Here is a 24,561-nt window from a genome sequence, read left to right on the forward strand (position 1 = left end):
CGCGCAGGTCGCCGAATGCGTCGAGATGACCGCCCTCGACACCCTCCAGCGCCACGGCGAGCACTACATCAACCTGCGCGGCGAAGTGCTGCCCTTCATCCGCCTCACCGACCTCTTCCAGAATGCCGGCGAACGCGCCGCGGGCCAGCGCGAAAGTCTGGTCGTCGTGCGCTTCGGCCATCACAAGATGGGGCTGGTGGTCGACACCCTGCTGGGCGAATTGCAGACCGTCATCAAGCCGCTCGGCAAGCTGTTCGAACGGTTGCGCGGGGTGGCCGGCGCGACCATTCTCGGCACCGGGGACATCGCGCTGATTCTCGACGTGGCGGAACTGGCGGCGATCGGACAGGGCGGGCGTCCATCGATTCATCAAAACTCCGATTATGCTGGACGCCCGGACGCAACCCATGTGGACACCTGACCCGCTCATCAAGCCGCGACCGACCCCGGCGGAGTCCGAGCCACTCGTCGAGGCGGTGCCGCTCTCCGAGGAGGACTTCGATCGCTTTCGTCGCTTCATCCATGATCGGGCCGGGATCAGTCTGACGCCGCATAAGCGTCAGATGGTCAGTTCACGGCTGCAGCGTCGGCTGCGGCACCTGGGTCTGCGGAGTTTCAACGCCTATCTCGAACACGTTTCCGATCCGGCTCAGGACCGCGAGCGTCAGCATCTGGTCGATCTGCTGACGACCAACGAGACCTATTTCTACCGCGAACCGGCGCACTTCGAGTTTCTGCTGAAAGACCTCCTGCCCGCCTATCGCGGCCGCCCGATGCGGGTCTGGAGCGCGGCCTGTTCCTCGGGCGAGGAGGTCTATACTCTGGCCATGGTGCTGGCGGAAGGCTTGGGGATGGGCGACTGGCGGATCCTGGGATCGGATATCAGCTCACGGATGGTGGAAGCGGCCCGTCAGGGTCTGTATCCGCTGGAGCGGGCCAAGCGCTTGCCGACGGACTGGCTCGGCAAATACTGTCTCAAGGGCGTGCGTTCGCAGGCGGGCAATCTGCTGATCGATCCGCGTCTGAAGGCGCGGGTCCAACTGGAACAGCGCAATCTCAAGCGTCCCCTTGCCGATGGGGAGCGCTTCGATGTGGTGTTTCTGCGTAACGTCCTTATCTATTTCGACATTCCCACCAAACAGCAGGTCATCGATGGACTGACCCGCGCGATCCAGCCCGGCGGCTATCTGTTCATCAGTCATGTGGAGTCGCTGCATTCGCTCAAGACGAAACTGGAAATGGTCCGGCCTTCGGTGTTTCGTAAGCCGTTTGACTGATCAGGACACCATGGAACACCAGGCTCCACCGACCCTATGCCGCCAAGCGCCGACAACCAGATCCAGAAGCATTTTCTCCATCCGGGAGACCACTATGTCACCCGTGAGCCGATGGTTCTGTCGACCCTCCTGGGTTCCTGCGTCTCGGTCTGTCTGTTCGATCCGGTGGCGCGGGTGATGGGCATGAATCATTTTCTGCTGCCAACGCGCAATCCGGCGGGTCGCGAGCCGGTCCTCGCGTCGGATGCCGGGCGCTATGGTCTCTGGGCCATGGAACTGCTGATCAACGGGCTATTCAATCTGGGCGCCCGGCGCGAGCGTCTGCGCGCCAAGGCCTTTGGCGGCGCGAACGTGCTGAATACGTCGGTCAGGAACCTCCCCGATCGCTTTGTCATCGGCACGTCCAATGTCCAATTCGTGCGGAATTTTTTGGAGAAAGACGGGATTCCGCTGATCGCTCAGGATCTTGGCGGCGACGGTGGACGACAGATCTACTTTCATGGCGCCGATTTTTCGGTCTATCTCCGCCGCATCCCCAGACGCAACGCGGAATCGATCGCGGCGGAGGAGCGCGCCTATTTGCAGCGCGCCCTGCAGGTCCAGCAGCGTCCTGTTCCGGCCGAATTTTTTGTAGAGAAAGGATAACGCGCGATGACGGAAGTCAAAGTCTTTATCGTCGACGACTCGGCGGTTGTCCGCCAGGTGCTTACCGAACAGTTGAATGCGATCACTGGCATTCAGGTCATCGGTTCCGCCCGCGACCCCATCTTTGCTCAGAAGATGATGGAAAAGCAGTGGCCCGATGTCATCGTGCTCGACATCGAGATGCCGCGCATGGATGGGATCACCTTTCTGCGCCAATTGATGAAGGAGCATCCGACGCCCGTCATCATCTGCTCGACGCTCACCGAACGCGGCGCGGAGGTCACCATGCAGGCGATGCACGCCGGCGCGGTCGACATCATCGCCAAGCCCAAGGTCGGGCTGCGCCAGTTTCTGGAAGAGTCCAGAACCCTGCTCGGCGATGCCATCAAGGGCGCGAGTCATGCCCGGATGGACAAGATGGGTTCCGCGCGACGCGCGGCTCCTGCGGCGGCACCGGCGCCCAAGCTGACCGCGGAGGCCGTGGTGGCGGAGCGCGGTTTCAAGCCGCTGGCCGAGACCACCGATCGCGTGGTCGCCATCGGCACCTCCACGGGCGGTACCCAGGCGCTCGAATACGTCCTCACCCGGTTGCCCCGCACCGCGCCGGGCATCGTCGTGGTCCAGCACATGCCGGGGCAGTTCACGGCGGCCTTTGCCGCGCGTCTGAATAGCTTGTGCGAGATCGAGGTGCGCGAGGCACGCAATGGCGATCGGGTGATCGCCGGGCTGGCGCTGATCGCGCCGGGGACCGATCACCTGTTGCTACGGCGCAGCGGCGCCCAGTATCGGGTCGAGGTCAAAAATGGCCCGCTGGTCAGCCGTCACCGTCCCTCGGTGGACGTACTGTTTCGCTCGACCGCGCAATCGGCGGGTCCGAACGCGGTCGGCATCATCATGACCGGCATGGGCGACGACGGCGCGCGCGGGATGCTGGAGATGCACGAGGCCGGTGCCTTTACGGTCGCCCAGGACGAGCTGACCTGCATCGTTTACGGGATGCCCAAGGAGGCAGTGAAGTTGGGCGGAGTCGATGCCGTTGTCGGCTTGCCGCGCATTCCGGAGATTATCGTGCAGGCACCTTCCCGGCAGGGCTACCTTCGGGTTAGCGGGCATTCATAAGTCGGGAAAAATCTCCCGCGAGACCGTCAACGGAAGCCTAAACCGCGCATCTCTGGAAAAAGATAATTCGGCTAAACGTCGAAATATTTTAGCCTTGCAGGCTGTACAACCGGCATGTCTCGACCAAGAGTCTCTCGCAAGGTTTGATGCCGGTTGCACAGCCTACAATGTCAAACCCTGAAATGCCCCACCAACTCCTGGAGTTCCGCCGCCAGTCGTGCCAGTTGTTCGGAGGCGTCGGTGGTCTGACGCGCGCCTTGGGCGTTCCCCTCGGCGGCATCGGAGATGCTGGTGACATTGCGGTTCATCTCCTCGGCGACCGCGCTCTGTTCCTCGGCGGCACTGGCTACCTGAGTATTGACGTCGTTGATGGTGGTGACCGCCGCCGTGATGGCGTCCAGCGAATGCTCCGCCTCGATGGCGCTCTTGCGACTGGACTCGGCGTATTGTTGACTCTCCTCCATCACGTTGACCGCGCGGCGGCTGGCGTTTTGGAGCCGTTCGATCATCGCCTGGATCTCCTGGGTGGAGGTCTGGGTGCGGTTGGCCAGCGAGCGTACCTCGTCGGCGACCACCGCGAAGCCGCGACCCGCCTCGCCGGCACGTGCGGCCTCGATGGCCGCGTTGAGCGCCAGGAGATTGGTCTGCTCGGCGATTCCCCGGATCACGTCCAGCACCTTGCCGATTTCCTGGCTGTCCTTGCCCAGCTCGCGAATCACGTCAGCCGCTTTCTGAACCTCCTGGGCGAGCTGCTCGATCCGTGCCATGGTGCCGGAAACCACATTTTTACCGGCCATGGCCGCCGTGTTCGCGACATTCGTGGCGTCCGCCCCCTGCTGAGCGCTGTGGGCGACCTCCTGGGCGGTGGCGCTCATCTCATGCATGGCCGAGGCGAGTTGATCGACTTCGTTGCGCTGGCGGGAGACGCCGGCGTTGGTCCGCTCGGTCACGTCCGCCAGATCTCCCGCCGCTTGCGCGAGTTGGGTGGTGGAATCCAGGATCCGTCGGATGAGATCGCGGAAGTTGTCCATCATGGAATTGAAAGCGGTGGAAGCGCGTCCGATCTCGTCGCGGCCCGCGATCGGCAGCCGGTGTGTCAGATCGCCGTCGCCGTGGGCGATGCCGTCCAGACCAAGCGTCATCTGCTGCATCGGGCGGGTGACGAAGCGCGAGGTGAAAAAATAGAGAAACAGCAGGACCGGGATGCTGAGAATCGCCGCCAGACCAAAAATTTTCAGGCCGAACAGACGGACATTGGTGTTCACGTCATCCAGGCTGATCTCCATGCTCACGGCCCCCAACACCCCATCGACCGGGGCGAGCGCATGGCAGGAGGTGCAGTCCTTGCCCAGATAATCCTTGCGGGCAAAGGCCGGAGCGACCGCGCGCAGGATGGTGCCATCCTTGGACAGACTCAGGTAGGCTTCGCCGGTCTCCAACACGGCACGCTCGATGTCGTCGCGCGGTTGTTCGTCGTCGGTGCCCGCGCCAAACTGTTTTTTGACGTTCTCGCCGCGCAGTACGCGGAGATCCTTGACGTTTTGCAGCTCAATGATCTGGCTGAGGAAATCGGCCCGCTTGTTGATGGTTCCGTGGAGCATCAGGGTGGTCAGACCGGCCAGGGTCATTTCGTGCAGCGTCCCGGTGAAGGCTTCGGCCTGTTCGATGGCGGTCTGTCGCTGCTCCTGCGCGGCCCAGAGGATCAGCCCGGTCCAGGCCGGCATCAGGATCAGCCACATGGCCCCGACCAAGCGCACCCAGATCGGCAGGTCATTGATACGTCGCATATCGGTTCTCGCGTGTCGTCGCCATTGCGGTCAAAAGGAGCCGATCCAGGCTCTCCAGGACACATCCTGGCGTACCCTGTTGATGGTTGCTTGATGCAGTATTTATTCCACCGGCGTCCGGCCCTGGAACCGCCGGGTTTTCCGCCCGGCTAGTTTGAACTTATTTTAGAGGTCAGCCAAGGCTGCAAGGCGTCTGATTTTACCCATCGATCATAGGTGGCGATTCAGGGCGCTCCCTCGAAGAGCAGGCGATTATCCGCCCCGGCCTCGCCGCGCATCCGGGCGTAGAGATCCTCCGCCTGCGACCAGTCAAGATCGGCGAAACGCCTCCGCGCCTCGGCGATCTTGTCGTGGAGGGCGGCTTCGGATTTTTCCGCGACCAGGGCGGCATGGCGTCCGATCCCTTCCTCGCGGATGAAGAGACAGCCGTCCATCAGGTCGGCGAGCTTCACGATGAACGCCAGCGCCGATCCCTGGAGCGCGGTTTTCAGCTCGGCGATCTCCGGGGCGATCTCCCGCTCGATGCGCGCGAGCGGATCGGCTTCGCCGGCGATCTCGGCGATGCGCCGTTTGAGCGGGGAGGGGAGGTCGCCCATGAGCAACTCGGGGGCATCATGGGTCAAGGCGTATTCGAGGACGCGCAGGCGCGTCTCGGCAGGCAGGCTGTCCCCCAGGATGCGTCGCATCAATTCGCGGGCGATCATGGTGACCAGATAATGATGTTCGGCCAGGGTCTGGTTGCGCGCGCAGCGCACCGAATGCCAGCGTGTGACATGCCCGGAACGGGCAATATCCTGCATGTTGAGGCGCAAATCGTGCATGGTATCGACTCTGAGCAAAGGTGCCGCGGCACGGGGCGAATGGCTTGATGAGCCTGGTCGCGGAGTGTAGCATCAGCCTCCCAACTCTTCCGAAATGCTTGAATCTAATACTGAAATTATGCCTTTGCCTCCTGATTGCCTAGCTCGCCTCAAGCTGCGTCAGCCGCCATTCGATGCGGTTCCCAGCGAGGAGTTTCTCTACAGCGATCCGCTGCTGGAGAGTCTGATCGAAACGGCGGCCAGGGCCTTGATCGCGCCGGGCGCCATCGTCATTCTGGCCGGGGCGAACGGGGCGGGACGCAGTATTCAACTCATGCGCCTGCTCGGCGCCTTGGGGGATAACTTTGAATTCATTGCCTTCCGCGGCCGCGCCGGCATCCCCTTCGCGGCGGTCGACGCCACCATTCGCGGTCATCTGCGCGCGATCGGTCTGGATCATCCCGCCCGGTCGGTGAAGGATTTACTGGCGGAACGTAGTCGCGCCGGGGTGGCGCTGGTGCTGGCCATTGACGATGCGCATCTGCTTGGCATGGAGATCGTCGAGCGGTTGTTGCGGATACGCTCCGAGATTCTCGAATTGAACGGACGGGGATTGCGCCTGATTCTGGTCGGCGATCCCTCCCTGAATCGCGGACGTCTGCCGCTGGGCGATCCGGCGGACGAGAATCAGGTCGTGCGTCTGAATCTGCGTCCGCTCAATCTCGAACAGGCCGGCGCCTATCTGCGTCATCGCTTGCGGGTGGCGGGCATCGAGGATCCGGAGACCTTTCTGACCTCCGGCGATATCGCGGTTCTGCAAACCAGCAGCAAAGGCATCCCCGCGCTCCTGAACGCCAATGCGAATGCCTGGCTGGCCCGCCGCTGCCGCAGCGTGAATGGCTTTAAACAGGCGATCGCCGGCAAGCTCGGTCATCTGGCCGGCCCGTCCGGCACCGCAGCGGCTCGCGTCGAGCCGGGCGGCGCGCGGGAGGCGAAGGACGCGGCCGCAGGCCAGTCCGAGCCAGCCTCGATGAATCCAGAGGGAATCCTGGATCTGTATGACGAAGACGAGCGCTTGACGCCAATGGATACGGAATTGTCCAGGTTTCTTGTCCATGAAGACGCGCGGGAGGAGACCGCCGACTTCGAGCAGGTGCTCCGGCAGATTCGCAGCCATACGCTACGTTCCGACTCCCAGCCGACAGAGGCGCGCCAGCCGACCCCGGAACGCGGGCCGGGTTCTTCGGGGGGGAAGGCCGCGGTGCCGTACTGGAGTCAACGCTGGTTTCTCCCCGCCATCCTCGGCAGCGTGGTCGTGTCGATTCTGGTGCCGGTGGTCTTGCAGCTCGAGGATTCCTCGCTCAGGCTCCCCGTCGAGACGCCGCGGCAAGCCGATTCCGTGGCGGCGGTCGAGCGGGCTTCCGGAGCGGCTGCCGGTTTCGCCATCGCGGCGGATCAGGTCCGGCCGCGGGTTTCCGAGACTGACGCCCCGACGGTGGCACCGGTGGCGGCCGCGGCCGAATCCGCCGCGGGAGAGATCATGACGCCGAATCCGGCGCCGCCGCCGGTCGACGCGCGTCCGGACCTCCCGCGACCGTCGGAGCGGACGCCCGCCTCCGAGCCTGAGCCGACCCCGCTGTTCCAACCGGCGCCGGCGCCGCGATCGGTCGATCCCGAAGCCGATCAGGACTGGCTCCTGCGCCAGGATCGCGGCCGTTTCACCATCCAACTGGTTGCGGCCCGCAGTCTGGCGGTCGCGCAGGGGTTTATCGCTCCGCATGATCTGGAGGGCATTCATTTCATCCAGACGCGCTCCTTCGCGATCGCACTGGCCGGCAGTTATCCGAATCGGGCGGAGGCGGAAAATGCCTTGCCCAAGTTGCCCGCCGGTGTGCGCGCGAATGGCCCCTGGATCCGGACCATCGGTTCCGTGCTGGATTCTCAACGTTGACGGCGTTGACTTTCAGGTGTTTTGTGCGCCATCGCGGACGCATTGGCAGTCTGAAAACGGTTGACAAGCTACACTTGGGTCAGAGCAACGCGAGGTTTGGCTCATGGAGATCCACTCGGCCATCAATTCGATGCCATTCGGCATGCCGCGTCCGGCTGTCTCGACGCCGCCAGCGGCGGCCGAACGCACCGCCGATCTCAAGGGCGATGACCTCGCGGCCGGCGAGGTGTCCACCGCGGAGGAAGATCCGCGTCAGCGCCCGGAAGCGATCGACTCCGCGCTGGAACTCACGACGGAGGAGCAGCAGGATCTGCAACTCCTGAAACAGCGGGATACGGAAGTCCGCGCCCATGAGCAGGCGCATATCGCCGCAGGCGGTCGCTATGTGACCAGTTCCGCTAGCTACGATTATCAGACCGGTCCCGATGGACAGCGTTATGCCATCGGCGGCGAAGTGGGAATCGACACCTCAAGCGTGTCGGGAGATCCCTCGGCCACCTTCGAGAAGGCGCGCGCGGTGCGCCGTGCCGCTCTCGCTCCCGCCGAGCCATCCTCGCAGGATCTGCGGGTGGCGGCTGCGGCGACGACCATGGAGACCAACGCGATTAGCGAACTGCGCGAACTGCGCGAACTGGCGCAGATGCAACGCGAGCAGCCGGTCGAGCGGCCGAAGACCGGCGAGGAGGGGGCATTGCAGAGCGAGGAGGCGAAGGCCGGCGCACCGTTTGACGGGCGTCAGGCCGGCCGAGAGCAAACCGAGCAACCGAACGGCTCGGGTGCCCGCGAACGTCTCGAACAGAGGGTTGCCGGTTTTTTTGCCGACCCGCCGACGGAGATTCTCAGTCAGTTCGCTTGAACAAGCTCGACAGCCGAATCCAGCTCGCCTGGCCTCAGGCCGTGATATTTATGTTGCGTCCGACGTTCTCGGGCAATCCCTGCCCAGGCGTCGCTGCCGGCTCGGTCGGCAACAGGGCGGCGACCGTTTCGGCCTGCATATCGAGCGATTTTTTGAGCACGGAGACGGCGCTGGCGCTGGCCGTTTGGTTGGCGAGCATCGCGTTGGCGGCGCTGGGGATACCCGAGGTTGAAGACACGTCCATCGTTTGGCCTCTTCGGTTGGTCGATGCGGGCGGCTGGATCGCCGTTCCGTCTGAGGGGGAAATCCGCGCCCCGTGCATCCGGTTGGGGGCAGAACAGGCGCGGAAATCGGACCTTGGTTCAAAGTTTAGACGAATTAGCTGTCGCTGAGCGACGAATGTCGCACAATCCTGAAGATCCATTCGCGGACGCTGCCGGACATGACGCGGGATTCAGGCAGGGGCGATGGATCCTGGCGCGCTTTAGTTTCCTGTTGCCGGGCCGTTACGGAAGTTGATCCCGAATGGAGGAACCACCGATGATGCTTAACAGTGGCGTTTCTTTCCCGTCATCCGGCGCGGTTGCGCAGGGCCCGAAATGGCGTCTTTCTCCGGAGTTGGTGGTGGGCTTTCTGCCGGCTTTCCGACATCGGTTGAGTGGTGAGGTGCGGTTGTGTCAATTAACCGACGGCCGCATTGCCCGTGTGCATCTTCTGGACTCCATGCCGGCCCATTGGGTTGCCGAGCGCGATTGGGATGGTCGTCCCTCGGCGTTGGTGGCGGCCGTGGAGCCTGGCTATCTGCGCGGCGATGCCTTCTGGCGCCTGGAGGATCTCGCGCATCCCGGTCTGGATGGTTGATCGGCATGGCCGGCGATCTGGCCATGATGTCTCCCGTGGACACGGGAATTCTCTGTTGGCAGAGGACGAACATGGACTCCGACAAACGTCGACATCGGCGTCTTCCCCTGGAAGTCGAGGTTGAGTTGCATCGCGCCGGCCAACCGATGCGGGTGGTCCAGACCGAGGATCTCAGCGTTGGCGGGGTCTTGTTGCTTCTGGATGACGCCGACCGTCCACCGCTGGGAACGCTGGTTCAGGTCCGGGTGGTCGGAACGCTGGGCGAAGGCGAAACCCCGCCCATGGTCGATGCAAGGGTCGTGCGTCATGCGCCCGCCGGGGTGGCGATTCAATTTTCCGACGACACGTTTTTGTCATCCGCGGACAGCCCTGTCCGTTGCGAGGTGTGATGATGTTGCTTCCATCCGTCGTCAGGTTGCCCCCATCCGCGGCGCCGCGGCCGGTTTCCAGCCCACCCCATGAAATCGCTCGGGCCACTGTTCGCCCGCCCGTCGCGTCCTCCGCGCCGCCCAGTGTGCCGGCGGGGGCCGGCGATCTGGCCGCCCAGATTAAAGCGAGTCTGGAGCAGGATCTTAACTACCAGATTCTGCGTAAATCCTTCCCCTTGGATGCGCAGGATTCGTCCCACCGAGCCTCGGACGGCGGACGTTCGGCGGTGCTGGAGGCGCGGATAGGCGACGGCTCCATCGCGACGGCAAACGCCGAGTTGCAGGTCTCCTGGAGTCAGGTATCGAGCGCCCGCTTTGAACTCAGCGCGAGCAGTCTCGATTCCAGCCTTGCGCTCCAATTCCAGAGTGCTCAGCGCCAGACGTTCCAGATGGACCTGCGCTCAGGAGAAACCGCCGCCGTGCAGATGGGCGATCCGCTGGTGCTGGATCTGTCCGGTCGGGGGATCGCCACCACTGGCGTCGAGGCCGGCGTCCAGTTCGATCTGACCGGCGACGGCCAGGTGGAGCAGGTGAGCTTCGTGACGGGCGATAGCTGGTTCCTGGCTCTGGATCGCAATGGCAACGGTCAAATCGACAACGGCCTGGAGTTGTTCGGCGATCAAGGCGGCGCGGCCCATGGCTTTGCCGAACTGGCCCGCTATGACGGCAATGCCGATGGCGTCATCGACGCTGGCGACGAGGTGTTCTCGCAACTGCGTCTGTTCCAGATCGGGAGCGATGGCGCCCAGACGCTCAAACCCCTGGAGGCGGCCGAGGTCACGGCGATCGAATTGGGCTATCAGAATACCCGCAAGGCGCTGAACGTCTACGACAGCGTGGCCCAGGTCGGTCAGTTCCAGCGTGCCGACGGGAGCACCGGCGAGGCGTCCGACGTGTTGCTGGGATACCGCGCGCTCGCCTGACAGAGTCTGCGTTTCCGCCTGGATACAAGTGACGACAAGGCATCGGTTTGCGCGCCGATGCTGCTAGACTAGGGATGACACCAGATTTGTCCATCCAGGAATCCAGCGATGCAGCAGACATCAGAGGTTCTGTCGCTACTGACGGAAATCGACCTGATTCGGGATCTTTCGGACACCGCCCGAGAGGCATTGTCCAAGCAGTGCAGTGTTGGCGAACTCGCCCCGAAAAAGCGGATTCGTCTGACCGATATCGAGGGCAACCGGCTGTTTCTGGTCGATGGCCATGCGGTGCGGCTGACGAATGGCGTCGGCGAGCGCCTGGAGAGTTATCAGGGTCTCAGCGACCCGATCGATCTCTTCAGCGATGCCAGCGGGGCAGGGGATTTCGTCATCACGGAGACGCCCTGCATCGTGCTCAGGATCCCGGTCTCGGCCATGGAGTCGGCGTTCAACTCCAGCCTCCAAGTCAGCGACATCGAACTCGATCCAGCCGAGGGCGAGTTTCTCGCGGAACTCTATGAACTCATTACGAGCAACCGGCTGGAGCTTCCGGCACGCCCCGAGGTGGCCCTGAAGATTCAGGAACTCACCAATGATCCGGATGCCGGGGCAGCGGAACTCACCGAGGTGATTCAACGCGATGGCACCATCGCCGGCGCGCTGCTCCATGCGACCAACAGTCCGCTGTTTCGCGGCGCGAAAGAGATCCAGTCGGTGCGCGATGCCGTGATGCGCCTGGGCTTTCGCAATACCCGGATGCTGACGACCAACCTGGCCTTGCGACAGGCCTTCAAAGCCCGGAACGAGGTCACCCGAGATGCCATGAAGGCGGTCTGGACCGATGGCGTGCTGTGTTCGGCCTACAGCTACCTTCTGTCCGACACGCTCAAGATTCTCAATCGAGAACGGGCGCTGCTGGCGGGACTGGTGGCGGGGATCGGCGCGGTACCGATCATCCAGTTCATCGAGATGCGGGATCGCCATCCGCAACTGGACCGCATCGAGTCGCTGATTGCCAAGCTGCGCAGTATTACCGGCGTGCTGGTGATCAACTACTGGGGGCTGGGCGAGGATCTGGTGACGGTCGCGGAGCAGTCCGGTACCTGGGAGTATCGAGCCGATGAGCCCGATTACGCGAGCGTGACCACGGTGGCGCGCTGGGCCTTTCTGCAAAGCGAAGGCCGACCGCACCCGGATGCCGCGGACGTTCCGGCGTTCGAGACCCTGGGTCTGCCGGCCCCGCCGCCTGGAGAGCCGATCGCCCAACTGGCGGGTACCGAGAAGACGCTGGCGTCCCTGAAATCGATGTTCGCCATGTGAGTCCGGTGACTCGCCACAACGCCTATCATTCTGGACGCGGTTTAGTCTCGACCCCGTCAGTTTTTCCGGAGCATTCACGCGTGTCATCAATGACCATCGAAGCCCTTGTCAAACGGACCGGCCGGCTGCTGGCCATCCCCAAGGTGGTCGGCGACGTTCTCAAGCTGCTGGACGATCCCAACAGTCGCCAGCCGGTGATCGCCAACGTGTTGGCTCAGGATCCGGCGTTGGTCGTGATCGTGCTGCGCCTGGCCAACAGCCCCGCCTTCGCGCCCGCTCGCACCGTGGACTCCGTGGAGCGCGCGGTCATGCTCCTGGGCCGCGATCATCTCCGTCGACTGGTGATCGCGGGCGCCGTGACGCAAGCGTCGGAACGGTTGCCAGCGCAGACGCTGCTGCCGCTGGAGATGTTTTGGCACCATTCGGCCTATTGTGCGGTCATCGCGCGACTGCTGGCCGAATTGGAGTCGCCCGCCCTGGCGGGAACCGTCTTTCTGGGTGGCTTGCTGCACGATCTGGGACAATTGATTCTCTTCTCCCAGGAGCCGGAGGCCGCTCACCTGGCCTTTTTGCGCAGTCTGGGCGAGCCGGACGCCGTCACGCCACAGGACGCCGAGCGCGCCGAACTGGGTTTCGATCACGCCCAGCTTGGGGGGGCGCTGGCCGAGCACTGGGGATTGCCCGACATCCTGTGCGCCTGCCTGCGGTTTCATCATGACCCGCTGAAGGCGCCCGACGCCTTCAGGCTCCCGGTGATTCTGGTGCATCTGGCCAATACCGCCGCGCATCTCGCCGAACTCGATTCCCGGGACTGGCGCGACGCCCCTCCGGTGGATCCCGGCGTCTGGCCGTTGGTCGGCATCCGCCCCGAGGCCGTCCTGGAACTGCTGGAGAAAGCGCAGTTTCAGGTGCTGGCCGTAGAAGCCCTGCGCAATCCTCGCTTGAACGATGAAGCCTGAACCGCGTCTCGGCTAGTGCTTCACTGCTCAAGTTCCGAGACCGGGGCATCCTCGTTGTCGTTGTCGTTGTCGTTGTCGTTGTCGTGATCGCGGTCTCGACATGGCGAATATTCGATCACGACAACGACCTGAGACGATCTCGGGACTTTCGCACCGTTGCGCTAGCTCGTTAACTCGACCCGTTCGGGGCGGAGGACGGATGGTCCGCTCCCTTCCCGTCCGCTGGCGCCCCTTCCAGCTTGATCGGTTCCAGCAAGCGGGCCTCGAAATCGGTTAGCACACTGAACTCGACCCGCCGTGACGCCCGCGGATCTTCCCGTCCGCTCGCATCCCGCACCGGGCGCGACGAGGAAAGTCCCACCGCCGCGATCCGCTCACGAAACCATTGCTCCTGTTGCAGGCTGTCCAGGCCATAGGCGAAACGCAGTACCGCCTGGGTCCGCTGCTGACTCAGGTCCATGTTGGCGAAATAGGCATCGAGCGGATTGGTGTTGGGGTTCCATTCGCTGGAGGTATGCCCTTCGACGCGGATCTCGCGGATGACCTCGCGGAAGGGGCGCAGTTGGGCGACATAGCGTGGCAGGAAGTCGCGCAGGATGGTGTCGAACTCGGGCTTGATGCGCGCCGAGTTACGATCGAACAGCACGTCCGGCTCGCGAAAGCGCAGGGTCAGCGTGGGCCGGTCGAATTCGGCGTTCCAACGCACCAGATCCTCCCGGAATTCTTCATCGAGCGCCCGGTAAATCGCCTGGCGGGACTCGACCGCGGTCATTCGCACCTCGGTTTCCACCGCATGGGTGCGTGTGACCTGGACCATGTACAGCAGGGCCAGAAACAGGAAGATCATCATCAGTGAGGACATGAGGTCGGACAGGGCGATCCAATGGAAATCGTCTTCCTGATGGGATGTTTTCGCGCTTGAGGTCGATATGCCGTTCATGAGCGCCCCACCACCGAGAGTTCGGGATGCGTCACGTCGTGATGCCGACCGGTGACTCCAACCTGGCCGAGACGCTGCTGCGCGTGCAAGGCCGAGAGAACCGCGTTTTCGATGCTTTCCAGCATGGCTTTCAGACGGGTATCGATGGCGGGGAAGGCGTCCCTGGCGCGGTCGCGCAGGTCGGCGATGCTGCCGAGCAGCGATTCCAGCTCAATGCTTTCGCGCCGCAGACCGGTCATGGTCGCGTCCTGATCCTCGATATAGCTTGAGATCTGCCGCGCCTGCTGAGTCAGTGCCTGGAGGCTCGCCTCGGACTGAGCCACACCTTCGCTGGCGCGATCGAGTTGCTGGCCCAGCGTCTCCATGTGGTCGCGGTATTGATCCTGCCAGCGCACCAGTTTTTCCACCGAGGCATCCAGACGACGGAAGTTTTCGCCGAACTGCTCGCCCAGATTGGCGTTGAAGTCGCGGATCACCGACTCCAGCGCGGCGATCAGTTGGCGCGAGCCCATTTCGCTGAGTTGCTGGGCGAATTCGCCAAATGCCGCGAGTTGTTGCGCGTGCTGCCGCTCCAGGGTCTCGACCAGACGACTGTCCAGTTGTGCGATCCGGTCGACCAGTTGTCGGGTCGCCGCTAGTTGCGCGTCGGCGACCTGAGTCTGGTGCTGGATGAATGTCGTGGGCGTGAGGTTGTCGGTGAGTGTCAGAGCCGTCTGCGACGGTTCCGACTCCCCCGCGGCATCGACGCTCAGAACCAGCACGAGACGCAGACAAACCGCCAGCAGAATACCGCTGATGCTGGTGATGAAGGCGAGCTTGAGTCCATCGAGCAGCATCGGAATGCTCGCTTCGATGTTCGCGACATCGAAATGCAGCAGGCCGGTGGAAATCCCGAGAAAAGTTCCCAGGATACCGAAGGTCGTCAGCAGGGTCGGGACGCTGCGGTAAAAGGCCGGTGCGCGGCGCAGCGCGATCAGGATCAGCGCGCTCGCGAACAAGCCCAACAAGAGAATGCTGAAGACGCCGATTACCAGCATGGCGTCATCCAGATGATTCAGCGTGGCAAGCAGACCGCCTGCAATCGATTCGATCATGACGACAACCTTCCGCTCGTTCGTCTGTCTTGGGATGCCCCAGCGGGTGACTGGAGGCGCTTACGTCAAACGAAAGCAGAATTCAAGCCAAAGTTCTTTTGGCATGACGATTATTTGATGGAACAATGGGTTGCAATCTTTGCCTGGGCTACTGAAGCACGCTTGCAACCAAGGCTGGCGCCGACTCGTCAAGATCCCGACTCTGGCAAGGCCGCTGCCGGAAACCAGGGCGACGGCGCCGATGGGGTCAGGCGAGGCGAAAGCGAGATGCAAGGCATGCGCGGTATGTCAGACGCGGCTTCAGGGGGATGTTGGCTCAACCAATTCCTTGATCGTGGTCGTCTCTTGATGGATTGCCTCATCGGTCTTTTGATTCATGACGATGATGCTGATGCGCCGATTGATGGGGCTATTGGGGGCGGCCTGGTCGAAGGGAACGGTGTCCGCGAATCCCACCACGCGGCCAACCTTTTCCGCCTGCATCCCGCCCGCGACGAGCGCGCGCCGGGCCGTATTCGCGCGTTCCGTGGAAAGCTCCCAATTGCTGAAGTCACCGCGCGCGAGCGGGCGCGCGTCGGTGTGACCGGTGATACTGATCCGATTGGGAACCTGATTGATCATGGTGCCCAGCTCCTTGAGGATGTCATCCGTATAGCTCTTGAGCTGCGCGCTCCCTGAATCGAACATGGAGCGATTTTCCTTGTCGACGATCTGAATGCGCAGACCTTCTGACACGATGTCGATCAGGAGCTGCTCCTTGTAAGGGATCAGCGTTTCGCTTTGCTCCAGGGCTTCCTCCAGCAGCTCCTTCAGCGATTCCAGACGTTCCTGGTCCTGAGCGGCGGCCATCTCCTCGATCCGTTGCTGATCCATGATCTCCGATGGCGACGATTCCGGGGCCATGTCGACGGCGCCTTCAAAGGCGATGATGGACGGCGTGGAGCCGGTTCCCTCGCCCTGCGCCTGGGATGGCGAGGTGCTGACACCCTCGAATGCGGAGGGATTGTTGAAATACTCCGAGATGGCCGCTTTCTGCTCCTTGGTGGTGGAACCCATGAGCCAGAGCAACATGAAGAACGCCATCATCGCGGTGGCGAAATCGGCAAAGGCGATCTTCCAGGCACCACCATGATGGCCGCCCGATTTGAACACCTTTTTGATGATGATGGGTTGTTTGTTGGTGTCAATGGCCATGCAGAGTCACTCTTGTTATTTGCCGCCGCGCAGATGTTTTTCCAGCTCGCTGAAACTGGGTCGAAGGTCGGAAGCCATGGTTTTGCGACCAAACTCCACCGCCACCTGCGGGCTGTAACCCTGAACGTTGGCCAGAATGCAGGCCTTGATGCAGGAGAGGAAGCGCGTCTCATCGGCCGCATATCGGGCCAGCATGGTGGCGATCGGGCCGACGAAACCGTAGGCGATCAAAATACCGCTGAGGGTGCCGACCAGTGCCGCGGCGACCAGGGCGCCAACCTCCGCCATCGGACCGCCCAAGGCACCCATGGTATGCACGATGCCGAGGACAGCCGCCACAATACCGAAGGCGGGCAGGCCGTCGGCGACCTGCTGCACGGCATGCGATGCCTCTTCGGCTTCGTGGTGATGGGTGTTCAGCTCGATGTCCATGAGGTTATCCAGCTCGAACGGGTTCATGTTGCCGCTGACGACGAGCCGCATGTAGTCGGAGATGAATTCCACGGCGTGATGGTCTTTCAGGGTTCGGGGATATTTCTGGAACAGGGCACTGCTGGCTGGCTCCTCGATGTCCGGCTCGATCCCCATGAGACCTTCCTTGCGGGCCTTGGTGAAGAGGTCGTACATGAACCCCAGTGCGTCCAGATAATCGGCCTTCTTGTACTTGGATCCGGTGAACAGGGAAGGGATGGATTTCAGCGACTTCATGACGACGCCCATGGAATTGGCGATGATGAAGCCGCCCAGGGATGCGCCCAGGATAATCACCAGTTCAAAAGGTTGCCAGATGGCCGCGATGTGACCGCCTCCCGCGGCGAATCCGCCAAGGACGGACGCAAAGACGATGATGGAACCAAGGATCAGATTCACGCGGTGGAGTCCTCAAGGGCGTTTTGCGGGGGCTGACTAACCCGCTTGCTTGTGACGAAGGTTATTGGCGGCCAATAATAGCGAAACGGGGCATCTTGTGCTTGACGCCAAGATCGATACCTGGGGATATCCGCTTCGCGACATTGAATTGAATTGAATTGAATTGGGAGGCGCTACTGTGAGTTTAGGCTGGTTGACGGCGGTGACGGCCGATGCTTCGCCGGAGCAACTCCCGGTGTTGGCGTGGACACGACGGGAATTGGCGAGTCTGTTGACGGATGAACTCGTACCGCTGCGAAAACTGTCCGCGGCGATCATGGCCGATCCGGCCATGGCCTTGCGCGTGATGCAACGGGCCAACGCGGTTCCGCACCGGCATTTCAGCGCCGAAGTCGTCATGCTGGAAGATGCGGCGCACATGCTGGGGACTCAGTCGCTTCTGCGTCTGGAATCCGAGGCCAGCGTCGCCGAGGAGGTGCTGGACGCGGAGCGGCTCGCATCCTATCGTCGGAGCGCGGGGCGGGCGGTTCTGGCCGGCTTGCTGGCTCAGGACTGGGCCGAGCTGGATCGCGACCGCTTTCCGTCCGAGGTGAGTCTGGCGGCCTTGCTGAACAATCTGGGCGAGCTGTTTCTGCTCGCGCACGGGGATGCCCGAATCAACCGCTATCTGGAACTGGTGGAGGTCAGTCATGTGCTTCCGCATGAGGCCGAATACGTCTCGCTGGGAGAGAGCCTGGAGGAATTGGGGCACGTCCTGGCCGTCCGATGGAAGCTGCCGGAGATGGTGCGGGAGGCCATGCGCGCCCGCAATGCGCGGTATCTAAGAACGCTGTGCGTGATGCTGGCGACCCAGATTGCCCGCGATGCCTTTTCCGCCTGGCGTCATCCGATGCGCCTGCGTGACCTGCGTCTGGCGGCCGAGTTGCTCAATCTCGACCTGCCGTCTTTGATTCAGCGTATCAACCGCGTGTTGGGCGCCTTCAATCCGACGGCCGCCCGCTATGGACTCGGTTCGCTGGCATTGCTGCCCCTGGAACGCGACGGCCGGCTGTCGGCGACGACGCATGCGCCTTGGACGCCTGCTTTTTGTCTGGCACCGAGAGAGGACGATTATCTAGCCTGTCTGGCGGCGCTGAGCGATCGCTCGCTGTCCGATCGCGAGTCGGTGTTCGCGACGTTGCTGCGTGGCCTGCATCGCGGTCTGGGGCTGAATCGCGCGGTGTTCGCGGTGTATTGTCCCCGTCGGCGGACCTTGATGGCGGAGTTTCTGGTCGGCACGGATTTTGAGCCGACCTTCAATCGTTTCAGTCTGTCGCTCGATTCCGGAGGGCTTTTTGGCGAGTTGCTAGACGCGCCGTCCGCCCTCTGGCTGAACGAGGAAACGCAAGCCGATCTTCTGCCGCGGATCCCGCTGGAAATCGTCGAACTGATCGGCGACACGCGCTTTTTCGTCATGTCGATGTGGGTCAGTGGGCAGCCGGTGGGAGTGGTTTACGCGGATCGCCGCAGCGCGAGCTGCCGTCTGGATGCGCGCAGTTACGCCTCGTTTCTGCGTCTGGTCAGTCAGGCGGGCCTGAGACTGGAGGGCTTGGAACGGGGGTGATCGACCACCGCCCGTGCATCATCCCAGATCCAGGTTACGGACCTTCTGACGCCGGCGCGTGGTCGCGAGCGCGAAGTTGACGGCATCCGACACCTCTTCCAGCAGGTTTCTTTGGTCGGCATCGCTGAGATGCGATGCCAGATCGACCGAATGACGCACATACCGCGGAGGCAGGTAATTCAATGCGACGCAGGCAAGGTCTTCGGCGTACTCGGCATCCAGGGGGTTGCCGTTCTCGTCCAGAGTGTCATGGAGCCGTTCCATGACGAGGCGTTCGAAATAATTGCCGATACTCGATAGCATGTTTCTGACCTTGTCGAGGCGAACTTGAAGGGAAGGTGACGTCAATGCAAGGATGTCGATGCGCGCATTTTAGCAAGTCGGAGCGGCCAGGGTACGAACGGCTTTCCCATCGATCCTGAAGCGGTTAGCATCACGGCAATTCCTAAAGTTAGACAGTATCAGGTGAATCATGGAGATCGATGACTGGCGGGACGTGTTGGGCGATGGCCTCGCGGTGACCCTGGAATTGCCAGTCGTGCCAAGCGACCGGATGCCATCGACCAGCGACGCGGCGGCGCATCTTCTGGAGGCGATCGCCGTGCTTGAGGCTGAAGCGCAGGGTCGCGCGAACGAGGAGCCGCTGCCGCCCGAATTGATCCGCCTGGAACTCAAGATCGATTTGCTCATGGATCTTGTGACCACGCTGCTGGCGGATAAAATACCGAAGCGTTCGAAGGTCAGGATCAGCAGCGATGGACTGGTGCTTCCCGCAGATTTACTGACGCCCGACTGCGACCGCATCGAATTGTACCCCTGCCATTGGCTGGCGCAGCCTCTGGTTCTGGAGTTGGGCAGGATCGAGTGTCGCGATCACGTCTGCGGCGCCACCTGGCGCTCCCCCGATCACGGACTTCGAGAGGTCTTGCGGCGCTGGGTCTTTCGCCTGCATCGCCGCGAGGTCGCGCGTCGACGGCACCAGTCCGGCGAGGCCCGGACAGCGGCCGCGTGGTCTTCCTCCAGCACGCCCATGTACGCCGACAAGACGGTTTGAACAGCGAGTCGAAGGACAGCGTCTACGGTCCCGGACAAGGGGAATCCGCACAGGTGATGAAAATTGGTCTGTCCGGTCAAGCGGAGGTGCGCGCCGAGACGCGCTGTATCCTGGAATTTCTGGGCTGCGAGGTCCGCGATTTCGTCAGCCTGGCGGCCGTGCATGACGACGATTTGAACGCGCTCTGGCTCTGCGAACCGTCCGCGCGTCTCGCCGCTCTGCTCGACGCTTTGCCATCGTCGCGCCGGATACCGGTCGTCTGTCAACCTACGGACGGTGTCATGAGCGCTGTCCCGCCGCGAACCTTGACCGTGTCGTCTCCTCTATCGCCGGGCAAGGTGATTCAGATCCTGCAATGGTTGCGGTGCGAAGCCGAATCCGATCCGGTGCCCGATGTCGATCTGGTCGGACGCCATCCGGCCATGCTGGCGGTCAAACGTCTGATTGGCCAGGTCGCGAAGAGCGATGCGACCGTGCTCATCCTCGGCGAGACCGGCTCCGGCAAGGAGGTGGTCGCGCGCGCCATCCACGATGCATCGAGTCGCCGCGGCAAACCCTTCGTGGCCGTCAACTGTGGCGCGATCCCGGCCGACTTGTTGGAAAGCGAACTCTTCGGTCATGAGAAAGGCGCTTTCACGGGCGCTTTCACGGCCCGCGCCGGGCGTTTCGAACTGGCCGAGGATGGCGTGCTCTTTCTCGACGAGATCGGCGATATGCCGTTGCCCATGCAGGTCAAGCTCTTGCGTGTGTTGCAGGAACGTACCTTCGAGCGGGTGGGCTCGAACAAGCCGCTCCAGACCAAGGCCCGCATCATTTCGGCGACACACCGCAATCTTGAAGAGGCCGTCGCGGTCGGAAACTTCCGGCAGGATCTGTTTTTTCGTCTCAATGTCTTTCCGATCGAGCTGCCCTCTCTGCGGGAACGCCAGAGCGATATTCCACTGCTGATCGCGACCCTCGAAGCGCGTCTGAGAGAGCATGGGGTGGAACCGGCCTATCTGACCCCGGCCGTTCTGACGCATCTGGAGCAACAGGACTGGCCTGGTAATATTCGGGAGTTGGCAAATCTACTCGAACAGCTCTCGATCATGTATCCCGGTCTGCTGGTGGATCTGCCACAATTGCCAACCCGGTTCCGACCGGCGCACCTGGAGTCGCTACCGGTCATGGATGCGCGCGACCGTCGGGTCGCTGAAGCCGATACCGACTTGTTGCATCCGTTGCCCCCGGAAGGTCGCGAATTACGCGAATACCTCAACGAGCTGGAGCGCGGCATGATTGTCGCGGCGCTTGAGCAGAACGATCAGGTCGTCGCGCGGGCCGCCAGGCGTTTGGGGATGCGGCGCACGACCCTGGTCGAGCGCATGCGCAAGTTCGGTCTCGAACGGGATGCGGCCGACACAACATAACGCCAATGCCCTGGTTGACCGATGGGGTATGCCGGCACAAAGCGGCGGCGTCCGAACCACTTATTAGTGGTTGGGGCAGTCACACCGGATCCCGGTCGCGCAGGAGCGTCAAGAAAATGTCGTTTTGCCAGCCGCGCAAGAATGCCGGTTGCCCGTCTATCTGATCCCGTTCCCATGACCGAAATCCCCTCCCGCCTGCACCCATCGGCGTTGCCGCCGACACCGCGCGCCGCCGGTCATTGCCCTGGCTCGACGGCCGTTTGCGATCTCGGGCATTAAAGTTGCAGGAGATCGGCAACCGTCGCCTGCCCGCTCTTGATCGTTCGCATCCATTGCCGGGTCGTCAGGCGCCATGATTTGGATCTCGTGCGGCAAAGCCGGAGTTGATTGGACATGAGCGAAATGCAGATCCAGAGCGTGTTGCAGCAGATGCGCGCGCTCTCCCAGTCGGGGCGGATCGAGGGCGCCAGGCCAGTCGAAACGGTGCAGGCCGCGCGCGGATCCGAGGGACAGGATTTTGCCGCCAAGCTGAAGGAGGCGGTTCGTTCCGTCAACGATGTGCAACAGGAATCCACCGCGATGCAAACCAAATTCGAACTGGGTGACGCCAATACCAGTCTGCCCCAGGTGATGCTGGCCATGAACCGCTCAAGCATTGCTTTCGAGGCGACCAATCAGGTCCGCAATCGCTTGCTGTCGGCCTATCAGGAAGTCATGAGCATGCAGGTCTGAGCCTGACGCACGAGCGGGTAACGGAGAAATTCAGCCATGGCGTCTTCACTGACCGCCGCGCTTTCGACGAGTCTGCAGTCGTTCAACGCGATGCCGGCCGGGCGACAGATCGCCCTGATCGGGATGATCGCCGGCGGTCTTGTCGCCGTGGTCGCCATTCTGTACTGGGCGCTGCGGCCCACCTATGCCCCACTGTTCGCGCAGATCGAGGCCGCCGAGGCTGCCGAGATGATGCAGGCGCTGACCTCGATGGGCGTGCCGTACAAGGTCGACAGCGCCACCGGGCGCATCGAAATTCCCCAGCAACGGATCGCCGAGACCCGCTTGCTGCTGGCCGGCCAGGGATTTCCGAAGTCGACCGATGTTGGCTTCGAGTTGCTGCAGGAAAATGCCGGTTTCGGAAGCAGTCGCTTGATCGAGGGCGCCCGCTTCCAGCGCGCGCTGGAAGGCGAGCTGGGCCGTTCCGTGGCCTCCCTGGAACCGGTCGAGCAGGCGCGGGTGCATATCGCCCAGGCCGAGCGCTCGGTCTTCGTGCGCGAGCGCACGCCGCCGAGCGCCTCGGTGGTCGTCCACCTGCGCGGGAATCGCTCCTTGACCGAGGCCCAGGTTGGGGCCATCGTGCATCTGGTGTCGGCGAGCGTTCCGGATCTGTTGCCGGAGCGCGTGACCGTGGTGGACCAGACCGGGCGACTGCTCACCGTTGACGATGACAAGAACTCGGCGAATCTGTCGCTCGATCATCTGGATTATACGAACCGTGTCGAGGCGGGTTTCGTGGAGCGCGTGCAGTCGCTGCTGATCCCGATTATCGGACGCGATCGGGTGCGGGTGCAGGTCGCGGCCGATCTGGATTTTTCACAGGTCGAGCGAACCGAGGAGTCTTTCGATCCGGACCGCACGGCGGTGCGTTCGGAGCAGAGCAATGAAGAGGAAAAAATCGGCGCCGACCCTGGCGTGGGCGGCATCCCGGGCGCCTTGACCAACCAACCGCCGGCGGGCGGGGCGGGCGGGGCGGTCGGCGGGCCGGCGGCTGGCGCGGCGGCGAATCCCCAACTGCCCAGCAGCCGCAGTCAACAGACGACGCGCAATTATGAAGTGGATCGAACCATCTCCCACGTCCAGGAAACGCCTGGCGGCATTCGCCGTTTGTCCGCGGCGGTGGTTGTCGATTATCAGGACCAAACCAACGATGCCGGCGAGGTCGTGCGTGTCCCGCGCTCGGATGCCGAGCTGGAGAGTATCCGCGCGCTGGTCCGCGGGGCGGTCGGTTTCGATGAGAAGCGCGGCGATTTGATTAACGTAAGTTCGGCCTCTTTCGTCCCGGATACCCGCGTGGAAGATGCGATCCCTTTCTGGTCCGAGATCTGGTTTCTTGAGCTGGTCAAGGTCGTCGGCGGCCTCATCCTGGCCCTGTTGGTTCTGCTGACCGTCGTCAAGCCGGGCCTGCGGCAGCTCATGCCCAAGCCGCCCGAGCCCGAGCCCGAGCCCGAGCTGCCAGCACTGGGCGCCGATGGTGAAGAACTTCGTGCCTTGACCGACGAATCGCAGTCCGACGATGAACTGGTCGCCTTGAGTCATCAAGGTTCGGCGCACCCCTCGCTGACGGGGCCCAAGGGAATCGACCAGCAGCAACTCGATCTGGAGGCCATCCGCGAGATGGTGCGAGAGGATCCCAAGCGGGTCGCGCAAGTCATGAAGTCATGGTTGGCGGAAGATGGCAACTGATCCTACGAGATTCTCCGGCGCCGAGCGTGCAGCCATCTTGATGATGAGCCTGGGCGAGGTCGCGGCGGCTGAAATCCTCCGGCACATGGGGCCCAAAGAGGTTCAGAAGATCGGCACCGCGATGGCCAACCTGGATCGGGTATCGCGGGGCGATATCGATTATGTGGTGCAGGAATTTTCGAGCGTCGTCCACGATCAGACTTCGCTTGGCATCGGCGCCGACGATTATGTCCGCAATGTGCTGCGCTCGGCCCTGGGCGAGGACAAGGCGGCGGGCCTGATCGATCGTATCCTGCTGGGGCGCAACTCCAAGGGGCTGGAGGCGCTGAAGTGGCTCGATCCCCGCGCGATCGCCGAAATGATCCGCAACGAGCATCCGCAGATCGTCGCGATCGTGCTCTCGCATCTGGATCCGGATCAATCGGCCGAGACGCTGTCCTATCTTCCGGAGCGGGTGCAGTCCGATCTGATTTTGCGCATCGCCACGCTCGACGGCGTACAGCCGGCGGCCCTGCAGGAGTTGGACGAGATTCTCGAACGTCAGCTTTCGGGCAAGAACACCGCCAAGTCATCCATGATCGGCGGTGTCAAGACGGCGGCCAGCATTTTGAATTTCATGGAGTCCTCCAAGGAGTCCGTGGTGATGGAGGGCGTCACGCAGGTCGACGAGGATCTGGCTACGCGGATTCAGGAATTGATGTTCGTCTTCGCGAGTCTGATCGATGTCGACGATCGCGGAATCCAGACCCTGCTGCGCGAGATCTCGACCGAGTCGCTGGTGCTGGCGTTAAAGGGGGCAGAGGACGATCTGAGGGACAAGATCTTCAAGAACATGTCCAAGCGTGCCGCCGAGATGCTGCGCGACGATCTCGAAACCAAAGGCCCCGTGCGCGTGAGCGATGTCGAGGGCGCGCAGAAGGAGATTCTCGCCGTGGCGCGCCGTCTCGCGGACAGTGGCGAAATCATCCTGGGCGGTAAAGGCGGGGAGGCCATGCTGTGAACCGGTTTCGGTCA

General features: G+C 62.7%; 25 protein-coding genes. 17 read left to right on the forward strand and 8 right to left on the reverse strand.

The genetic code is table 11. The features are described from left to right. The 4 genes from QZY07_RS01130 to QZY07_RS01145 form a co-directional block, all read left to right on the forward strand. On the forward strand, positions 1–421 hold a 421-nt coding region (locus QZY07_RS01130; RefSeq protein ID WP_295399141.1), incomplete at its 5' end, for a chemotaxis protein CheW. Then, positions 408–1,277, forward strand: a complete 870-nt coding sequence (locus tag QZY07_RS01135; protein ID WP_295399143.1) for a CheR family methyltransferase — start codon at positions 408–410, stop codon at positions 1,275–1,277. The genes QZY07_RS01130 and QZY07_RS01135, both read left to right, overlap by 14 nt. Before the next feature lie 36 nt (positions 1,278–1,313). After that, the gene (locus tag QZY07_RS01140) at positions 1,314–1,922 is read left to right on the forward strand and encodes a chemotaxis protein CheD (protein WP_295399145.1); all 609 of its coding nucleotides are present in this window, start codon (positions 1,314–1,316) and stop codon (positions 1,920–1,922) included. Positions 1,923–1,928: 6 nt separating this feature from the next. Continuing rightward, positions 1,929–3,041 carry a chemotaxis response regulator protein-glutamate methylesterase gene (locus QZY07_RS01145; protein WP_295399147.1) on the forward strand — a complete coding sequence of 371 codons (1,113 nt, stop codon included), beginning with the start codon at positions 1,929–1,931 and terminating at the stop codon, positions 3,039–3,041. 170 nt (positions 3,042–3,211) lie between these two features. Here the strand turns inward: QZY07_RS01145 and QZY07_RS01150 are convergent, their stop codons facing one another. Both QZY07_RS01150 and QZY07_RS01155 read right to left on the reverse strand, forming a co-directional pair. Further along, positions 3,212–4,828: a methyl-accepting chemotaxis protein gene (locus QZY07_RS01150; RefSeq protein ID WP_295399149.1), complete on the reverse strand. Its 1,617-nt coding sequence runs from the start codon at positions 4,826–4,828 to the stop codon at positions 3,212–3,214. 224 nt (positions 4,829–5,052) lie between these two features. Next, positions 5,053–5,649 carry a YfbR-like 5'-deoxynucleotidase gene (locus tag QZY07_RS01155; protein ID WP_295399151.1) on the reverse strand — a complete coding sequence of 199 codons (597 nt, stop codon included), beginning with the start codon at positions 5,647–5,649 and terminating at the stop codon, positions 5,053–5,055. A gap of 118 nt (positions 5,650–5,767) precedes the next feature. Here QZY07_RS01155 and QZY07_RS01160 point away from each other — a divergent pair, with 118 nt between their 5' ends. Both QZY07_RS01160 and QZY07_RS01165 read left to right on the forward strand, forming a co-directional pair. Next, positions 5,768–7,579, forward strand: a complete 1,812-nt coding sequence (locus QZY07_RS01160) for an AAA family ATPase (RefSeq protein WP_295399153.1) — start codon at positions 5,768–5,770, stop codon at positions 7,577–7,579. 103 nt (positions 7,580–7,682) lie between these two features. After that, positions 7,683–8,435 (forward strand): putative metalloprotease CJM1_0395 family protein, encoded by a 753-nt coding sequence (locus QZY07_RS01165; protein WP_295399155.1) that lies wholly within the window; start codon positions 7,683–7,685, stop codon positions 8,433–8,435. A 34-nt stretch (positions 8,436–8,469) separates the two neighbouring features. Here the strand turns inward: QZY07_RS01165 and QZY07_RS01170 are convergent, their stop codons facing one another. After that, on the reverse strand, positions 8,470–8,679 hold the full coding sequence (locus QZY07_RS01170; RefSeq protein WP_295399157.1) for a YjfB family protein: 210 nt from the start codon (positions 8,677–8,679) through the stop codon (positions 8,470–8,472). 281 nt (positions 8,680–8,960) lie between these two features. Here QZY07_RS01170 and QZY07_RS01175 point away from each other — a divergent pair, with 281 nt between their 5' ends. The 5 genes from QZY07_RS01175 to QZY07_RS01195 all read left to right on the forward strand — a co-directional run bounded on the left by QZY07_RS01175 (position 8,961) and on the right by QZY07_RS01195 (position 12,926). Continuing rightward, positions 8,961–9,296 (forward strand): hypothetical protein, encoded by a 336-nt coding sequence (locus tag QZY07_RS01175; protein WP_295399159.1) that lies wholly within the window; start codon positions 8,961–8,963, stop codon positions 9,294–9,296. A 71-nt stretch (positions 9,297–9,367) separates the two neighbouring features. Next, positions 9,368–9,685 (forward strand): PilZ domain-containing protein, encoded by a 318-nt coding sequence (locus QZY07_RS01180; RefSeq protein WP_295399161.1) that lies wholly within the window; start codon positions 9,368–9,370, stop codon positions 9,683–9,685. A gap of 125 nt (positions 9,686–9,810) precedes the next feature. Then, on the forward strand, positions 9,811–10,647 hold the full coding sequence (locus QZY07_RS01185) for a hypothetical protein (RefSeq protein WP_295399164.1): 837 nt from the start codon (positions 9,811–9,813) through the stop codon (positions 10,645–10,647). A gap of 108 nt (positions 10,648–10,755) precedes the next feature. After that, positions 10,756–11,967, forward strand: coding sequence for an HDOD domain-containing protein (locus QZY07_RS01190; RefSeq protein ID WP_295399166.1), 1,212 nt, complete (start codon positions 10,756–10,758; stop codon positions 11,965–11,967). An 89-nt stretch (positions 11,968–12,056) separates the two neighbouring features. Continuing rightward, positions 12,057–12,926, forward strand: coding sequence for an HDOD domain-containing protein (locus tag QZY07_RS01195; RefSeq protein WP_295399168.1), 870 nt, complete (start codon positions 12,057–12,059; stop codon positions 12,924–12,926). A 169-nt stretch (positions 12,927–13,095) separates the two neighbouring features. Here the strand turns inward: QZY07_RS01195 and QZY07_RS01200 are convergent, their stop codons facing one another. The 4 genes from QZY07_RS01200 to motA form a co-directional block, all read right to left on the reverse strand. Then, positions 13,096–13,866, reverse strand: coding sequence for an OmpA family protein (locus QZY07_RS01200; protein ID WP_295399170.1), 771 nt, complete (start codon positions 13,864–13,866; stop codon positions 13,096–13,098). Continuing rightward, on the reverse strand, positions 13,863–14,960 hold the full coding sequence (locus QZY07_RS01205) for a hypothetical protein (protein WP_295399172.1): 1,098 nt from the start codon (positions 14,958–14,960) through the stop codon (positions 13,863–13,865). The genes QZY07_RS01200 and QZY07_RS01205 overlap by 4 nt, the downstream gene beginning before the upstream one ends. 300 nt (positions 14,961–15,260) lie before the next feature. Next, positions 15,261–16,154 carry a flagellar motor protein MotB gene (gene motB, locus QZY07_RS01210; protein ID WP_295399174.1) on the reverse strand — a complete coding sequence of 298 codons (894 nt, stop codon included), beginning with the start codon at positions 16,152–16,154 and terminating at the stop codon, positions 15,261–15,263. Between the two features lie 15 nt (positions 16,155–16,169). After that, positions 16,170–17,024 (reverse strand): flagellar motor stator protein MotA, encoded by an 855-nt coding sequence (motA, locus tag QZY07_RS01215; RefSeq protein WP_295399176.1) that lies wholly within the window; start codon positions 17,022–17,024, stop codon positions 16,170–16,172. Between the two features lie 178 nt (positions 17,025–17,202). On the opposite strand from motA, the gene QZY07_RS01220 reads away from it, so the two are divergent. Continuing rightward, complete coding sequence (locus QZY07_RS01220) at positions 17,203–18,627, forward strand: HDOD domain-containing protein (protein ID WP_295399178.1); 1,425 nt, start codon at positions 17,203–17,205, stop codon at positions 18,625–18,627. Positions 18,628–18,645: 18 nt separating this feature from the next. Here QZY07_RS01220 and QZY07_RS01225 read toward each other — a convergent pair whose 3' ends face one another. Next, positions 18,646–18,930 (reverse strand): late competence development ComFB family protein, encoded by a 285-nt coding sequence (locus tag QZY07_RS01225; RefSeq protein WP_295399180.1) that lies wholly within the window; start codon positions 18,928–18,930, stop codon positions 18,646–18,648. Between the two features lie 169 nt (positions 18,931–19,099). On the opposite strand from QZY07_RS01225, the gene QZY07_RS01230 reads away from it, so the two are divergent. From QZY07_RS01230 to fliG, 5 genes are all read left to right on the forward strand, one after another. Then, positions 19,100–19,681, forward strand: coding sequence for a PilZ domain-containing protein (locus QZY07_RS01230; protein ID WP_295399181.1), 582 nt, complete (start codon positions 19,100–19,102; stop codon positions 19,679–19,681). 56 nt (positions 19,682–19,737) lie between these two features. Then, positions 19,738–21,090, forward strand: a complete 1,353-nt coding sequence (locus tag QZY07_RS01235; protein ID WP_295399277.1) for a sigma-54 dependent transcriptional regulator — start codon at positions 19,738–19,740, stop codon at positions 21,088–21,090. A 393-nt stretch (positions 21,091–21,483) separates the two neighbouring features. Continuing rightward, positions 21,484–21,822 carry a flagellar hook-basal body complex protein FliE gene (fliE, locus tag QZY07_RS01240; RefSeq protein ID WP_295399183.1) on the forward strand — a complete coding sequence of 113 codons (339 nt, stop codon included), beginning with the start codon at positions 21,484–21,486 and terminating at the stop codon, positions 21,820–21,822. A 36-nt stretch (positions 21,823–21,858) separates the two neighbouring features. Beyond that, positions 21,859–23,547: a flagellar basal-body MS-ring/collar protein FliF gene (gene fliF, locus QZY07_RS01245; protein ID WP_295399184.1), complete on the forward strand. Its 1,689-nt coding sequence runs from the start codon at positions 21,859–21,861 to the stop codon at positions 23,545–23,547. Further along, complete coding sequence (gene fliG, locus QZY07_RS01250; protein ID WP_295399186.1) at positions 23,537–24,547, forward strand: flagellar motor switch protein FliG; 1,011 nt, start codon at positions 23,537–23,539, stop codon at positions 24,545–24,547. The genes fliF and fliG overlap by 11 nt, the downstream gene beginning before the upstream one ends. Positions 24,548–24,561 lie beyond the last annotated feature (14 nt).

This window comes from uncultured Thiocystis sp. (genome assembly GCF_903866365.1).
In the GTDB taxonomy this organism is placed as follows: domain Bacteria; phylum Pseudomonadota; class Gammaproteobacteria; order Chromatiales; family Chromatiaceae; genus Chromatium.